The following is a 15,495-nucleotide window of genomic DNA, read 5'->3' as shown; positions in this document are numbered from 1 at the left end:
CGTCGAGAGTATCGAATCAATGCCGCACATTTTGATCGTCGAAGACGAAACAATTATCCGCTCCGCCTTGCGCCGTCTGCTGGAACGTAACCAGTACCAGGTCAGCGAAGCCGGATCCGTGCAGGAAGCACAAGAGCGTTTCAGCATTCCCACGTTTGACCTGATCGTCAGTGACCTGCGCCTGCCGGGCGCGCCGGGTACCGAGTTGATCAAACTCGGCCTGGGCACTCCGGTGCTGATCATGACCAGTTACGCCAGCCTGCGTTCGGCCGTCGACTCCATGAAAATGGGCGCGGTGGACTACATCGCCAAGCCTTTCGATCACGACGAGATGCTCCAGGCCGTCGCGCGAATCCTGCGTGACCGGCAATCGGCGCAAGCCAGCGGTGAGCCGGTCGTCGGCAAAGCGTCCAATGGCGCCGCAGCAAAAAGTGGTGTCGACAACAGCAACGGCGAAATCGGCATCATCGGCTCTTGCCCGCCGATGCAGGACCTGTACAGCAAAATCCGTAAAGTCGCGCCGACCGATTCCAATGTCCTGATCCAGGGCGAATCCGGTACCGGTAAAGAACTGGTAGCACGTGCCCTGCACAACCTGTCCAAACGCGCCAAGGCGCCGATGATTTCGGTGAACTGCGCAGCCATCCCGGAAAGCCTGATCGAGTCCGAACTGTTCGGCCACGAGAAAGGCGCGTTTACCGGCGCCAGCGCCGGGCGTGCCGGGTTGGTGGAAGCGGCTGACGGCGGCACCTTGTTCCTCGATGAAATCGGTGAACTGCCACTGGAAGCCCAGGCCCGCCTGTTACGCGTATTGCAGGAAGGTGAAATCCGCCGGGTTGGCTCGGTCCAGTCGCAGAAGGTCGATGTACGCCTGATCGCCGCGACCCACCGGGATCTCAAGAGCCTGGCGAAGATCGGCCAGTTCCGTGAAGACTTGTATTACCGCCTCCACGTGATCGCCCTGAAACTGCCGGCCCTGCGCGAGCGCGGTGCGGACGTCAATGAAATTGCCAATGCCTTCCTGGCGCGGCAGAGCGCGCGGGTCAACCGCACCGATCTGAAATTCGCCCTGGATGCCGAGCAAGCAATTCGGCATTACTCCTGGCCGGGTAACGTTCGCGAACTGGAAAACGCGGTCGAGCGCGCGGTGATTCTGTGCGAGAGCCCGGAGATTTCCGCCGAGCTGCTGGGCATCGACATCGAACTCAGCGATCTGGAAGACGACGATTTCATCGGCCTCGCGCCCCAGCAGGGCAACAGCGCCGGTAACACCAGCCACGAACCGACCGAAGATCTGTCCCTGGAAGACTACTTCCAGCACTTCGTGCTCGAGCATCAGGATCACATGACCGAAACCGAACTGGCCCGCAAGCTCGGGGTCAGTCGCAAATGCTTGTGGGAACGCCGTCAGCGCCTGGGCATCCCGCGGCGCAAAACCGGGGTGGCCAGCGAGAGCTGAACCGCGCCTGTCAGATGCGCGGGTAACACGTGACATTGTGGAAAAACTGTTACCTCAGCTTTTTCACGTAACAGAAGCCGGGGCTTACGGTAACGAAGCCCCGGTTTTTTTTGGCCTCGAAAAACCCCATTAGCCCGCCTAACCCCTTGTTTTACTGGGCCTCACAAAAGTTGGCACGCACCCTGCTATATGTTCAGTACAAGAACAATAACAAGTAATGCACAAGACAATAAAAATAAGACGAATCGACTCACGCACAATAAAAACAAGACGGCGAGAGGCGTAGCTAACTGATTCTTTTGGAGAGGCGTTGCATTTGGGGCTTGCCCCGCAACCAGGCCGAGAATAATAAAAAACTGTCCCTAGGCAGTGCCTGAACTGGTTGGATCACACGATCATAGCAACACAGCGACCAAAGCAATCCGTTTGCTCTTGGCTCCCGATTGGGAGGGTCATGAAGGAAAACTTCATGGCGAGGGCGCTCAACAAAAACAAGAAGCCCGAAACCAATAATAAAAATAGAGCAGGCAACTACTTCTGGGGGAGCTTCGGCTCCCCTTGTGGTTTCTGGCGTTTGGCATTCTCTGCCTTGTAGCAGCTGCCGAGCAGTGCGAGGCTGCGTTCGACTGCGCAGCAGTCGCTAATACGGGCAACCGGTTCCTACTGACACACCGCAATTTCTGGTTTTACGACGGCTTCGCCGCCGAACGCAGGCTCGGCAGCTGCTACAAAACCGCCCCTCAAGACATCTCCCTTCAAGCGCTTGCGCAGCTTCCTACACCATCCCCCGACTAAATGCTAGAATCCCGGCCCATCATGCGGTCATTCTTCGTTATGGCCGAACATTCCTTCAAACAGTGCATCCCATGCTGAAGAAGCTGTTCCAGTCATTCCGTTCTCCCCTGCGTCGTACGCAACACATCCGCAGCACGCCTGAAGTGCTCAATAGCGGCCAACATTCGCTGCAAAAGGCGCAATTCAGCCGTTACGCGGTCAACATCGTCGAACGCTTGCAGAACGCCGGTTACCAGGCTTACCTGGTCGGCGGCTGTGTGCGTGACATGCTGCTCGGCATCACGCCGAAAGATTTCGACGTCGCCACCAGTGCCACCCCTGAACAGGTACGGGCCGAATTCCGCAACGCGCGGATCATCGGTCGTCGCTTCAAACTGGTGCATATCCACTTTGGCCGCGAAATCATCGAAGTCGCGACCTTCCGCGCCAATCACCCGCAAAACGACGAGGACGAAGACAGCAACCAGTCTTCCCGCAACGAAAGCGGGCGCATCCTGCGCGATAACGTCTACGGCACCCTGGAAGAAGACGCGCAACGCCGCGACTTCACCATCAACGCCTTGTATTACGATCCGGTCAGCGAGCGCATTCTCGACTACGCCAATGGCGTACACGACATCCGCAATCACTTGATCCGCCTGATCGGCGATCCGAAGCAGCGCTACCAGGAAGACCCGGTGCGGATGCTGCGGGCCGTGCGTTTCGCCGCCAAGCTGAATTTCGGTATCGAGAAGCACAGTGCCCTGCCGATCCGCGATCTGGCACCGATGCTGCGCGAGATTCCATCAGCCCGTCTGTTCGAAGAAGTGCTCAAGCTGTTCCTCTCCGGCCACGCCGCGGACACCTTCGAGATGCTGGTCGACCTGCAGTTGTTCGATCCGCTGTTCCCGGCCAGTGCCGAGGCGCTGGAATACAACCCGACGTACACCCACACGCTGATCAGTGAAGCACTGATCAACACGGACTTGCGGATCAAGCAGAACAAACCGGTCACCCCGGCGTTCCTGTTCGCCGCCCTGCTCTGGCCTGCCCTGCCGGCCCGCGTGCTGCGCTTGCAAGAACGTGGCATGCCGCCGATTCCGGCGATGCAGGAAGCAGCGCACGAGTTGATTGCCGAACAGTGCCAGCGTATTGCGATTCCGAAACGCTTCACCATGCCGATCCGCGAGATCTGGGACATGCAGGAGCGTCTGCCGCGCCGCAGCGGCAAGCGGGCCGACCTGTTGCTGGACAACCCGCGGTTCCGTGCCGGCTACGACTTCCTGCTGCTGCGCGAAAGCGCTGGCGAACAGACTGATGGCCTGGGCGAATGGTGGACCGACTATCAGGACGCCAACGACAGCGAACGTCGGGACATGATCCGCGAACTCAGCGGCAAGGACGACGGCAGCGGTGCTCCGCGCAAACGTCGCCGCAGTGGCGGCGCCAAACGCAAACGCGCTGCCGGCGCTTCGAGCACGACAGGCGAATAAGCCATGGAACGCATCTACATCGGCATGGGCAGCAATCTGGCTGACCCTGCCGAACAGTTGCGCAGCGCTGTCGAGGCCTTGGCACGCTTGCCGCAGACCGAACTGGTCGGTGTTTCCGGGTTTTATCAAAGCGACTCGCTGCTGCCCGGCCAACCGCGTTATACCAACGCGGTCGCCGCTCTCGACAGCCGCCTCGCGCCGCTGGAGCTGCTCGATGCCCTGCAAGCCATCGAGAACGGACAAGGCCGCCAGCGCCTTGAACGCTGGGGCCCGCGCACGCTGGATCTGGACATCGTGTTGTTCGGCGATCGACTGATCGACGAACCGCGCCTCAAAGTCCCTCACTATCACCTGCAGGAACGAGCCTTTGTGCTCTATCCGTTGGCCGAACTGGCACCGGCGGATTTGCGCCTGGCTGACGGCCGCACCCTCGCAGAATTACTCGCCGCCTGCCCGTTCGTCGGCCTGGAACGCCTCCCGGCAGCCTGAGTTGCCGCTTTTGACGATACAAGCCCATCGCAAATCTGCTGAATCGCATCAGTAACGTCGGTAACACCCCCCACGTAACAATGCGGTAACACATGCAATTGACTTCCCGGGTTCTCCTCACGACTATAGGCGTCCCGCTGCCGCCAACGCGGCGCTAAAGGGCGCAGTCCAGGCCTTACAAGCACCACGAAAGAGGGTGCGCCTGTATAAATGACGAATCACGCGCGTTACTCGCAGTAGTTTTCATAGCGCCTGTAATGAGGATTTTTTTCATGCCAGCCATCACCCTGACCACGCTCCAGAGCCTCAAGCAGACAGGTGAAAAGATCACCATGCTGACCTGCTATGACGCGACCTTCGCCCACGCCTGCAATGAGGCCGGGGTTGAAGTGCTGCTGGTGGGCGACTCCCTCGGCATGGTCTTGCAAGGTCACGACAGCACCCTGCCGGTGACCACTGCTGAAATGGCCTACCACGTGGCAGCCGTCAAACGCGGCAACACCGATGCCCTGATCCTCGCCGACCTGCCCTTCATGGCCTACGCCACCATTGAACAAACCATGACCAACAGCGCCCTGTTGATGCAGGCCGGTGCGCACATGGTCAAGGTTGAAGGGGCATTGTGGCTCGCGGACTCGATCCGTCTGCTGGCCGAACGCGGCATCCCGGTGTGCGCGCACATGGGGCTGACACCGCAATCGGTCAACATCCTCGGCGGCTATAAAGTCCAGGGCCGCAACGAGAACCAGGCGCGGCAGATGCGTGCCGACGCAATTTCCCTGGAACAGGCCGGCGCGGCCATGCTGCTGCTCGAATGCGTGCCGAGCGAATTGGCCGAAGAAATCAGCCAGGCGGTGAAGATCCCGGTGATTGGCATCGGCGCCGGCAGTGGCACCGACGGTCAGGTACTGGTTCTGCACGACATGCTGGGCTTGTCCATGACCGGCCGCGTGCCAAAGTTCGTGAAGAACTTCATGACCGACCAAACCAGCATTCAAGCAGCCTTGAGCGCTTACGTCACTGAAGTCAAAGCGGCGACTTTCCCTGGCATCGAACACGGATTCTCTGCATGAACACCGTAAAAACCGTACGCGAACTGCGGGCCGCGGTGGCCCGCGCCCGTAGCGAAGGCAAGCGCATCGGCTTTGTGCCGACCATGGGCAACCTGCACAGCGGGCATATCGCGCTGATTACCAAAGCCACCCAACGGGTGGATTTCGTGGTCGCGAGCATTTTCGTCAACCCGCTGCAATTCGGCGCCGGCGAAGACCTCGACAAATACCCGCGGACCTTGGCCGCCGATCAGGAGAAACTGCTCCAGGCCGGTTGCCATCTGCTGTTTGCCCCAACCGTCGAAGAAATGTACCCCGACGGCATGGCCGGCCAGACCCGCGTCAGCGTTCCACAACTGTCTGAAGGCCTGTGCGGCGCCAGCCGTCCGGGGCATTTCGAAGGGGTGGCGACGGTAGTCAGCAAACTGTTCAACATGGTCCAGCCGGACCTGGCGATCTTTGGCCAGAAAGACTTCCAGCAACTGGCGGTGATTCGCGCCCTGGTGCACGACCTGAACATGCCGATCCAGATCATCGGCGAACCGACCGTACGGGCCGCCGACGGTCTGGCGTTGTCGTCACGCAATGGTTTCCTCAGCGAAGAACAGCGGGCCATCGCACCAGAGGTCTATCGCACCCTGACCCGGATCAGCGACGCGATCAAACAGGGCGAGCGCGATTACCCGACGCTGATCAACGAGCAGATCAAGCAACTGGAAGCCGCTGGCCTGCGTCCGGATTACCTGGAAATTCGCCATGCGCTGACCTTGCGTCCGGCGACAGCGCAAGATCGGGATCTGGTGATTCTGGTGGCGGCGTTCCTCGGCACGACGCGGTTGATCGACAACCTGCATCTGAACCTCGACGCTACGTCTTAACGGCAAAATCAAAAGATCGCAGCCTGCGGCAGCCCCTACACGGTCTCGCGGAGACCTTTAGGAGACGCCGCAGGCTCGGGCCGTGTTCGGACGATCTTTTGCGTTGTATTGCCGCCCACAAAGCCTTCGGGCAAACTGCCCCCCGTTCGATTCCGACCCGGGGAAACACTCATGCACGCCATCATGCTCAAGGCCAAGCTGCATCGCGCCGAAGTCACCCATGCTGTACTCGATTACGAAGGCTCTTGCGCCATCGACGGCGAATGGCTGGACCTGTCCGGCATCCGTGAGTACGAACAGATCCAGATCTACAACATCGACAACGGCGAACGCTTCACCACCTACGCGATTCGTGGCGAAGAAGGTTCGCGCATGATCTCGGTCAACGGTGCCGCGGCCCACAAGGCCAAGGTCGGCGACCGCGTGATCATCTGCGCTTACGCCCACTACAGCGAAGCCGAACTGCTCAACTTCAAGCCGCGCATGCTCTACATGGCGCCGGGCAACGAACTGAGCCACACCAGCAATGCCATTCCGGTTCAGGTCGCCTGACCGGACCGCCCCCCTGCCAGCTTTCCGTTTGTCGGACCGCTCCTGGTTAAATGTTAAAAAAGTACCGGGAGCAGGTCAGACAAAGTCAAGACAGATTGCAGCGCGAGGTTTACTGTATTCGCCCTGCGCCAGAAATCGTGTCGACGCAGTTGACCGGACGCCCACCCACAGCGCTCCGGGATTTTTAGTGTTCAAAAGGCCGTTCAAGTAAAAGGAAAACCGCAGCGATGGCGTATTACCGCACTCCTCACGACGTTACCGCTCTGCCCGCTTGGCAAGCGCTGAATGACCACCGCCAAGCCATGCAGGATTTCAGCATGCGCGAAGCCTTTAATGCCGATCCGCAGCGTTTTAATCAATTCACCCTCAGCAGCTGCGGCCTGTTTCTCGACTACTCGAAGAACCTGATCAACGCCGAGACCCGCAATCTGCTGGTGGGCCTGGCCAACGAAGTCGACCTCAAGGGCGCGATCAAAGCGCTGTTCTCGGGCGAAATCGTCAACGCCTCCGAAGGACGCCCGGCCCTGCACACCGCACTGCGCCGTCCGGTGGGCGACAAGCTGTCGGTCAACGGCGTCAACGTGATGCCCGACGTGCACAAAGTGCTGAACCAGATCACCGATCTCGTGGGCCGTATCCACGACGGTCTGTGGCGCGGTTACACCGAGAAGCCGATCACCGACGTTGTGAACATTGGCATCGGTGGCTCGTTCCTCGGCCCCGAGCTGGTGTCCGAAGCGCTGCTGTCCTACGCCCAGAAAGGCGTGCGTTGCCATTACCTGGCGAACATCGACGGCAGTGAATTCCACGAACTGACCATGAAGCTGCGCGCCGAGACCACGCTGTTCATCGTCTCGTCGAAATCCTTCAACACCCTCGAAACCCTGAAAAACGCCCAGGCCGCCCGCGCCTGGTACCTGGCTCAGGGCGGTTCGGAAGCCGAGCTGTACCGTCACTTCATCGCCGTCTCCAGCAACAACGCGGCGGCCGTGGCATTCGGTATTCGTGAAGAGAACATCTTCCCGATGTGGGACTGGGTCGGCGGCCGTTACTCGCTGTGGTCGGCCATCGGTTTGCCAATTGCCCTGGCCATCGGCATGTCGAACTTCAAGGAACTGCTGTCCGGTGCATACACCATGGACCAGCATTTCCAGAGCGCGCCATTCGAACAGAACATGCCGGTACTGCTGGCATTGCTCGGCATCTGGTATGGCAACTTCTGGGGGGCGCAGAGCCACGCGATCCTGCCGTACGACCACTACCTGCGCAACATCACCAAGCACTTGCAACAGCTGGACATGGAATCCAACGGCAAGAGCGTGCGCCAGGACGGCACGCCAGTGTCCACCGATACCGGCCCGGTAATCTGGGGCGGCGTTGGCTGCAACGGTCAGCATGCTTACCACCAGTTGCTGCACCAGGGCACCCAACTGATCCCGGCCGACTTCATCGTGCCGATCGTCAGTTTCAACCCGGTGTCCGACCACCACCAGTGGCTGTACGCCAACTGCCTGTCGCAAAGCCAGGCATTGATGCTCGGCAAGACCCGCACCGAGGCTGAAGCCGAGCTGCGTGACAAGGGTATGGCCGAGGATGAAGTGCAAAAACTGGCCGCACACAAGGTGATCCCGGGCAACCGTCCGAGCAACACCCTGGTGCTCGAACGCATCAGCCCGCGTCGTCTAGGCGCACTGGTAGCGCTGTACGAACACAAAGTCTTCGTGCAAAGCGTGGTCTGGGGCATCAATGCCTTCGACCAGTGGGGCGTGGAGTTGGGTAAAGAACTGGGCAAAGGCGTCTACAACCGCCTGGTCGGCAGCGAAGAAACCCCGGCCGACGATGCTTCCACCCAAGGCCTGATCAACTACTTCCGCGGTCGTCACCGCGGGTGATAGGCTGAAGGGGCGGTTTACCCGCCCCTTCAACTTGCAGCACCGACAGTTCCACGGCACCGGGTTTACTGCAAAATCGGTGGCGTGCGCTATCACTGTAGGAGCGGCCGAAGGCTGCGATCTTTTGATCCTGGTTGTAAAAGACAAGATCAAAAGATCGCAGCCTTCGGCAGCTCCTACGAGGGTCGCGCAGCTCCCCTCTTGTCGCAAAACAAGAATAAGGAACCGTCATGTTCGATATCAGCACGTTCCCCAAAGCCGATGCCGTCCGCCGGGCTGCACAGTTGAGTCAGGACGACTACAAGCGCCTGTACCGTGAATCCATTGAACACCCCAGCACCTTCTGGGCCGAACAGGCCACACGGTTCCTCGACTGGAGCACGCGGTGGCAGACCGTTCAGCGGTACGACCTGAAAACCGGTGAAGCGAGCTGGTTCGCCGGCGGAAAGTTAAACGTCAGTTACAACTGCATCGACCGTCATCTGGAACAGCGTGGCGATCAGATTGCAATCATCTGGGAAGGCGATGACCCCGCCGAATCCACCCAAATCACCTACAAAAAACTCCATCACAACGTCTGTCGACTGGCCAACGTGCTCAAAAGCCGTGGCGTAAAGAAAGGCGACCGCGTGTGCATCTACATGCCGATGATCCCCGAAGCCGCCTACGCCATGCTCGCCTGTGCGCGGATCGGCGCGATTCATTCGGTGGTGTTCGGCGGATTCTCCCCGGACTCACTGCGTGACCGGATCCTCGACGCCGACTGCCGCACCGTAATCACCGCCGATGAAGGCGTGCGCGGCGGTAAATTCGTACCGCTCAAACAGAACGTCGACAAGGCCCTGCAAAGTTGCCCGCACGTCAGCAGTGTGATCGTGGTCGAGCACACCCAAAACCAGGTGAATTGGGTTGAAGACCGCGACCTCTGGTATCACCAGGCCCTGCGCGATGTCGGTGACGATTGCCCGCCAGAGCCGATGGACGCCGAAGACCCGCTGTTTATCCTCTACACCTCCGGCAGCACCGGCAAACCCAAAGGCGTGCTGCACACCACCGGCGGCTACCTGCTGCAAGCGGCGATGACCTTCAAATACGTGCTCGACTATCGCGACGGTGAAGTCTTCTGGTGCACCGCCGATGTCGGCTGGGTCACCGGCCACAGCTACATTGTCTACGGGCCGTTGGCCAACGGCGCGACCACGCTGATCTTCGAAGGCGTACCGAGCTACCCCAGCACCTCGCGCTTCTGGCAGGTGATCGACAAGCACCACGTCAACATCTTCTACACCGCCCCGACCGCCCTGCGCGCGTTGATGCGTGAAGGTCCCGGGCCGTTGAAGGAAACATCCCGCGAGAGCCTGCGCTTACTCGGTACTGTCGGTGAGCCGATTAACCCGGAAGCCTGGGAGTGGTACTTCAATACAGTCGGCGAGCAACGCTGCCCGATTGTCGATACCTGGTGGCAGACCGAAACCGGCGGCATCATGCTCAGCCCGCTGGTCAGCACCCAACGGGTCAAACCCGGTTGCGCCACCCAACCGATGTTCGGTGTGCAACCGGTGTTGCTCGATGAGCACGGCAAAGAAATCAAAGGCGCCGGCAGCGGCGTGCTGGCCATCAAGTCCAGCTGGCCGGCGCAGATCCGCAGCGTCTACGGCGATCCGAAACGGATGGTCGAAACCTACTTCAAGCCCTACCCCGGCTACTACTTCACCGGCGATGGCGCACGCCGCGACGAGGACGGCGATTACTGGATCACCGGGCGCATCGACGACGTGATTAACGTCTCCGGGCACCGCATCGGCACCGCCGAAGTGGAGAGCGCGCTGGTGCTGCACGACAGCATTGCCGAGGCCGCCGTGGTCGGTTACCCCCATGACATCAAAGGCCAGGGCATCTACGCCTTCGTCACACCCATGAACGGCGTCGACCCCAACGACGATCTGAAGAAAGAACTGCTGGCCCATGTCAGCCAGGAAATCGGCAGCTTCGCCAAACCGGACTTGATCCAGTGGGCCCCGGCCCTGCCGAAAACCCGTTCGGGCAAGATCATGCGACGGATCCTGCGCAAGATCGCCTGCAACGAACTGGACAGCCTCGGCGACACCTCGACCCTCGCCGACCCAAGCGTGGTGCAAGGGCTGATTGATCAACGCCTGAACCAATAATGTTGCGCGCGGCCACCGGCCGCGCTGTGAGGCTTATTGTGGCGAGGGGGCTTGCCCCCGTTGGGCAGCGAAGCGGCCCAAAAAGCTTGGCGCTCCCTCGAATTTTTGCCAGTGCTGCGCACTGGAACGGGGGCAAGCCCCCTCGCCACAGTGTTAAACTCCCGCGCCCTCAATTCCCTCCAGCAAGGCGCCCAGCATGTCTTCCTTGAATCAGGCGCTGTGCGCCGCCCTTGATCGTCGCCAGGACCTGCTCGCCGAGCTGCATCAGCAAGGCACCGATTGCTATCGCCTGTTCCACGGCAGCCAGGAAGGTGCCGGCGGCTTGACCATCGACCGCTATGGCCCGCAACTGCTGGTGCAAAGCTTTCATCAGTCACTGGAGCGTGACGCCCTGCTGCAATTGCACGAAATCGTCAATCAACAGCTGGGCCTCGATAGCCTGCTGGTCTACAACGACCGCTCCCGCGGCAACTCGCGCATCGACCGCGAAGACACCGTCTACCGCGCCGACGAGGCCGCCCTGCAAGACTTGATCGGCCACGAATGGGGGCTGAACTACCGGGTTCGCGGGCGCCATGCCGGCCAGGATCCGTTGCTGTTTCTCGACCTGCGCAACGCCCGCGGCTGGGTCAAGGCGCACAGCAAAAACAAAAGTGTGCTGAACCTGTTTGCCTACACCTGTGGCGTCGGTCTCTGCGCTGCGGCCGGTGGTGCCAGCGAGGTGTGCAACCTGGACTTTGCCGAAGGCAACCTGGCGGTCGGCCGCGAAAACGGTCTGCTCAACCCGCAATTGCCGACCATGGAGTTCATCCAGTCCGATTACTTCCCGGCGATTCGTCAATTGGCCGGCCTGCCGATCAGCCAGCGTCGCGGGCAAAAACTGCCGAGCTATCAGCGCCTGGAGCCGCGTCAATATGATCTGGTACTGCTCGATCCACCGGCCTGGGCCAAGAGTGCTTTCGGCACGGTCGATCTGTTGCGCGATTACCAGAGCCTGCTCAAACCGGCGCTGCTGACCACTGCCGACAATGGCGTGTTGATCTGCTGCAACAACCTGGCGAAGGTCAGCATGGACGATTGGCGCGAACAGGTGCTGCGCTGCGCAGAGAAGGCCGGACGCCCGGTGCGTGAGTGGACAGCGCTGACACCGGGCAGCGACTTTCCGTCGACGGACCAACAACCGCCGCTGAAAACGCTGATCCTGCAGCTCTGAAAATCCACACCCATTATCAGACAACGCCTATAAAGCGTGATTGCTTCGGAACCGCAAACGCATGCCATACTCCAAGGCACTCCGATTCCGACAGATGAAGCCACACATGCCCAAAGGATTGATCCGCGCTATCGGCGCCTTGTTAACAGCCCTGGCCCTTTACAGCCTGCTGGGGTTTCTGATTTTGCCGGGCATCGCGTTGCGGGTTGCCAACCAGCAATTGGCCAACTACGCCATGACGCCCGCGACAATTTCGCGGATCGAACTCAACCCGTTCAGCCTTGAAGTAACCCTTTGGGGCCTGATCATCGGCGAGCCGGGCAAGGAACAAGTGGGCTTCGAACGCCTGTACGCCAACTTGCAGATCGACAGCCTGTGGACCAAGGCGCTGCACCTGTCCGATATCGAACTGGACAAACCCAAGACCGAAATACGCTTCGGCAAGGACGGCCAGCTCAATCTTCTCGGGCTGTTCAAAATCCCCGCCAGCGAACCGACCCCGGTCGACCCGAACGCCAAACCCTTCCCGCTGCGCGTGGAGCGGATCAAACTGGCCGGCGGCTACGTGCATTTCGAAGATGCCCGGCCCAGCGAGCCCATCGAATTCCTCTACGACAAACTCGATTTCGAGCTGAAGAACCTCAGTACCCTGCCCGACGACAACGCCGACATGACCCTGGTCGCGGTCGGCCCCGCCGGCGGGCAGATCGACTGGACCGGCAATTTCAGCCTGAGCCCGATCGCCTCTGAAGGTAAGCTGAAAATCACCGATGGCAAGATGAAGTCCTTCTGGCCCTATGTGCGCGATGCTGTGCCACTGGTCCTGGAAAACGGCGTCCTGAACCTGAGCACCGACTACAAACTCAATCTGAACAAAGGCACCGAACTGCTGCTGGACAACGTCGTCGTCAGCGTCGCGCCTTTCGCCATCAAGGCGCCGGACGGCCGACCTCTGGTGAAGCTCGAACGACTGGACATCAGCGACACCACCGTGGATCTGGCCAAGCAGCAAGTGGTGGTCGGCAAGATCCGCAGCCAGAAACTGGAAACCTGGGCAGCCCTCGAAGCCGATGGGCAACTCGATTGGCAAAAACTGTTCGCCAGCCAGCCGTCCAAACAGGCGGCCAAAGCCAACGCCGAACCCACCAGCACACCCGCGGCAGCCGATTCACCGAAGCCCGAACCGACCGCGCCGAGCAAACCCTGGCAGGTGCTGCTCAAAGACGTGCAACTGCGTAATTATCAGGTGCACCTGGCCGACCGCAAGGCACAACCCGCCGTAGCGCTGGAGCTCGGCCCGCTGAACCTGGACCTGCAGAATTTCGACAGCCTCAACGGCTCCCCTTTCAACCTCAAGCTCGACACGGGCGTGGGCAAGCAAGGCAAGATCATGGCGGACGGCACGGTCAATCTGGCCCCGATCAGCGCCAAACTGAACGTGCAGACCAGGGATATCGACCTGCGCGTCGCCCAGTCCTACATCAATCCGTTCATTCGCCTCGAACTGCGTAGCGGCATGCTGGGCAGTGATCTGGCGGTCGACTTGAAAAGCACCGAGCCGCTGGCGTTCAGTGTTACAGGTAAAGCCCAGATCGATCAGTTGCATACCCTCGACACTCTGAAAACCCGTGACTTCCTCAAGTGGCAACAGTTGGCGCTCGAAGGCCTGAACTATCAGCACGGCGACAGCCTGTCGATCGACAAGGTCAATCTGTTCCAGCCCTATGCCCGCTTCATGATCAACGATGACCGCACCACCAACATCGATGACCTGCTGATCCCGCAACCGGCCGACTCCGGCGCCACAACGACCACAACGACCACAACTGCCGCAGCCAAACCGGCAGCCGGAAACGAAAAACCACTGGGCATCCACATTGGCAGCATCGCCATCAATGACGGTTCGGCAAACTTCGCCGACTTCAGCCTGACACCGAACTTCGCCACGGCCGTCCAACAACTGAACGGGCAGATCGGCACCATCGACAGCCGCCACGTAAAACCGGCCAACGTCGACGTCAAAGGCAAGGTCGACCGCTATGCACCGGTGACCATCAAGGGCTCGGTCAACCCGTTCGACCCAATGGCCAGTCTGGACATCGCTACCAGTTTCAGACGGGTGGAACTGACGACCCTGACGCCTTATTCCGGCAAGTTCGCCGGTTACCGCATCCGCAAGGGCCGGCTCAATCTGGATCTGCATTACAAGATCACCAACGGTCAGCTCCTGGCCGAAAACAAAGTGGTGGTCGAGCAGCTGCAACTGGGTGAAAAGGTCGACAGTCCGGATGCAGTGAGCCTGCCGCTGAAACTGGCGATTGCCTTGCTCAAGGATGTCGACGGCAAGATTTCCATCGAACTGCCGGTGAGCGGCGACCTGAACAACCCGCAGTTCAGCATCATGCCGATCATCTGGCAGACCCTGCGCAATCTGATCGTGAAGGCGGCCGCGGCGCCGTTCAAAATGATTGGCGGGCTGGTCAGCGGCGGCGGTTCAGAGGAGCTGGGCACCGTGGCGTTTGCACCAGGTTCGAGCGACTTGAGCAAGGAAGCCGAAGCGACACTGATCAAACTGTCCCAGGCGCTCAAGGAGCGTCCGGCCCTGCGCCTGGAAATCGAAGGCACTGCCGCCAAGAGCAGCGACGGCCCACTGCTCGCCGAGCAACGCCTGGAACGGGAATACCAGTACAACTACTACAAAATGCTCCAGCGCCGCGGTGACAAAGTGCCGGCCCAGGCCTCCATGCTGGAAGTGCCGGACAGCGAGAAAGGCCCGCTGCTCGAAGGAATCTACCGCACACGTCTCAAGATCCAGCCGCCCGCGGAATGGAAGGATCTGGGCAAGGAAGAACGCAGCAAAAAAATGCGCGAAAGCGTGATCGGCTTCTGGAGCTCCAGCGAGGTTCTGTTGCGTCAGCTGGGCCAGGAACGGGCCAGCAGCATCAAGGACTACCTGGTGGACAAAGGGCAGTTGGCCGATGACCGCGTGTACTTCATCGACGCCAACCTCGGTGAGGCCGAAAGCGATGGCCGCGTGGTGACGGCCTTGCATCTGGATGCCGAATGATGGGCGCGCAATGGCTTATGAGCCTGGCCCTGGTATTGGCTGCCGGTCAAGCTGCGGCGGCCGATACCCTGCGCTGCGGCAGTCAATTGATCAGCGTCGGGGACAGGTCCAGCGAAGTGCTGCAAAAATGCGGAGAGCCCGTCGCCCGCGACCTGCTTGGCTACAAGCGCAGCGCCAATCGACGGGAAGAGTTTCAGGTCGAGGAATGGACCTACGGGCCCAACGGCGGGATGTACCAGTACCTGCGCTTTGAAGGAAACCGGTTGGTTCAAATCACCAGCAAGCGCGGTAACTGAACTCGCCCCCACAGTTTTTTGCGTTGCTCCCAATAGAACAGGCCCCGACACGAATGTCGGGGCCTGTAACGGCCACGTCCATATGGCCTTTCGCATGAACTCTCAAAAAGCGACAGACGTATGACCTGGCCCGCCTGCCGCATCTTCTCCCGGTCCAGGCGA

At 60.2% G+C, this 15,495-nt stretch carries 11 protein-coding genes; all 11 read left to right on the top strand.

What is annotated here, in order from left to right:
• Positions 1–19: 19 nt before the first annotated feature.
• The 11 genes from AC07V0_RS28250 to AC07V0_RS28200 all read left to right on the top strand — a co-directional run bounded on the left by AC07V0_RS28250 (position 20) and on the right by AC07V0_RS28200 (position 15,333).
• The gene (locus AC07V0_RS28250) at positions 20–1,459 is read left to right on the top strand and encodes a sigma-54-dependent transcriptional regulator (RefSeq protein WP_018930202.1); all 1,440 of its coding nucleotides are present in this window, start codon (positions 20–22) and stop codon (positions 1,457–1,459) included.
• Positions 1,460–2,325: 866 nt separating this feature from the next.
• Complete coding sequence (locus AC07V0_RS28245; protein ID WP_018930200.1) at positions 2,326–3,726, top strand: polynucleotide adenylyltransferase PcnB; 1,401 nt, start codon at positions 2,326–2,328, stop codon at positions 3,724–3,726.
• 3 nt (positions 3,727–3,729) lie between these two features.
• Positions 3,730–4,215 (top strand): 2-amino-4-hydroxy-6-hydroxymethyldihydropteridine diphosphokinase, encoded by a 486-nt coding sequence (folK, locus tag AC07V0_RS28240; RefSeq protein WP_019650997.1) that lies wholly within the window; start codon positions 3,730–3,732, stop codon positions 4,213–4,215.
• A gap of 272 nt (positions 4,216–4,487) precedes the next feature.
• Complete coding sequence (panB, locus tag AC07V0_RS28235; RefSeq protein ID WP_018930198.1) at positions 4,488–5,288, top strand: 3-methyl-2-oxobutanoate hydroxymethyltransferase; 801 nt, start codon at positions 4,488–4,490, stop codon at positions 5,286–5,288.
• Entirely contained in the window at positions 5,285–6,145 is an 861-nt protein-coding gene (gene panC / locus AC07V0_RS28230) for a pantoate--beta-alanine ligase (RefSeq protein WP_007938070.1), read from the top strand. Before panB ends, panC begins: the two co-directional genes overlap by 4 nt.
• 171 nt (positions 6,146–6,316) lie before the next feature.
• Positions 6,317–6,697, top strand: a complete 381-nt coding sequence (gene panD / locus AC07V0_RS28225) for an aspartate 1-decarboxylase (protein WP_008153310.1) — start codon at positions 6,317–6,319, stop codon at positions 6,695–6,697.
• A 227-nt stretch (positions 6,698–6,924) separates the two neighbouring features.
• Entirely contained in the window at positions 6,925–8,589 is a 1,665-nt protein-coding gene (gene pgi, locus AC07V0_RS28220; protein WP_064620373.1) for a glucose-6-phosphate isomerase, read from the top strand.
• A gap of 230 nt (positions 8,590–8,819) precedes the next feature.
• Positions 8,820–10,757 (top strand): acetate--CoA ligase, encoded by a 1,938-nt coding sequence (gene acs, locus AC07V0_RS28215; RefSeq protein ID WP_086945890.1) that lies wholly within the window; start codon positions 8,820–8,822, stop codon positions 10,755–10,757.
• A gap of 196 nt (positions 10,758–10,953) precedes the next feature.
• The gene (locus tag AC07V0_RS28210; RefSeq protein ID WP_064620380.1) at positions 10,954–11,970 is read left to right on the top strand and encodes a class I SAM-dependent rRNA methyltransferase; all 1,017 of its coding nucleotides are present in this window, start codon (positions 10,954–10,956) and stop codon (positions 11,968–11,970) included.
• 61 nt (positions 11,971–12,031) lie between these two features.
• On the top strand, positions 12,032–15,037 hold the full coding sequence (locus AC07V0_RS28205; RefSeq protein ID WP_173861186.1) for a DUF748 domain-containing protein: 3,006 nt from the start codon (positions 12,032–12,034) through the stop codon (positions 15,035–15,037).
• Positions 15,037–15,333, top strand: coding sequence for a DUF2845 domain-containing protein (locus AC07V0_RS28200; RefSeq protein ID WP_064620386.1), 297 nt, complete (start codon positions 15,037–15,039; stop codon positions 15,331–15,333). The genes AC07V0_RS28205 and AC07V0_RS28200 overlap by 1 nt, the downstream gene beginning before the upstream one ends.
• The last annotated feature ends 162 nt before the right edge of the window (positions 15,334–15,495 follow it).

The sequence above is a fragment of the Pseudomonas sp. GW821-FHT01E10 genome (assembly GCF_059422365.1).
The sequence above is the reverse complement of the archived record's forward strand: the minus strand, read 5'-3'. Positions and strand labels throughout refer to the sequence as shown.

What these genes read in the sequence shown, in the direction of transcription:
- AC07V0_RS28200 (WP_064620386.1), top strand. Translation starts at nt 15,037, where the DNA reads ATGGGCGCGCAATGGCTTATGAGCCTGGCCCTGGTATTGGCTGCCGGT.
- AC07V0_RS28210 (WP_064620380.1), top strand. Translation starts at nt 10,954, where the DNA reads ATGTCTTCCTTGAATCAGGCGCTGTGCGCCGCCCTTGATCGTCGCCAG.
- panB (WP_018930198.1), top strand. Translation starts at nt 4,488, where the DNA reads ATGCCAGCCATCACCCTGACCACGCTCCAGAGCCTCAAGCAGACAGGT.
- AC07V0_RS28245 (WP_018930200.1), top strand. Translation starts at nt 2,326, where the DNA reads ATGCTGAAGAAGCTGTTCCAGTCATTCCGTTCTCCCCTGCGTCGTACG.
- pgi (WP_064620373.1), top strand. Translation starts at nt 6,925, where the DNA reads ATGGCGTATTACCGCACTCCTCACGACGTTACCGCTCTGCCCGCTTGG.
- AC07V0_RS28250 (WP_018930202.1), top strand. Translation starts at nt 20, where the DNA reads ATGCCGCACATTTTGATCGTCGAAGACGAAACAATTATCCGCTCCGCC.
- panD (WP_008153310.1), top strand. Translation starts at nt 6,317, where the DNA reads ATGCACGCCATCATGCTCAAGGCCAAGCTGCATCGCGCCGAAGTCACC.
- folK (WP_019650997.1), top strand. Translation starts at nt 3,730, where the DNA reads ATGGAACGCATCTACATCGGCATGGGCAGCAATCTGGCTGACCCTGCC.
- acs (WP_086945890.1), top strand. Translation starts at nt 8,820, where the DNA reads ATGTTCGATATCAGCACGTTCCCCAAAGCCGATGCCGTCCGCCGGGCT.
- AC07V0_RS28205 (WP_173861186.1), top strand. Translation starts at nt 12,032, where the DNA reads ATGCCATACTCCAAGGCACTCCGATTCCGACAGATGAAGCCACACATG.
- panC (WP_007938070.1), top strand. Translation starts at nt 5,285, where the DNA reads ATGAACACCGTAAAAACCGTACGCGAACTGCGGGCCGCGGTGGCCCGC.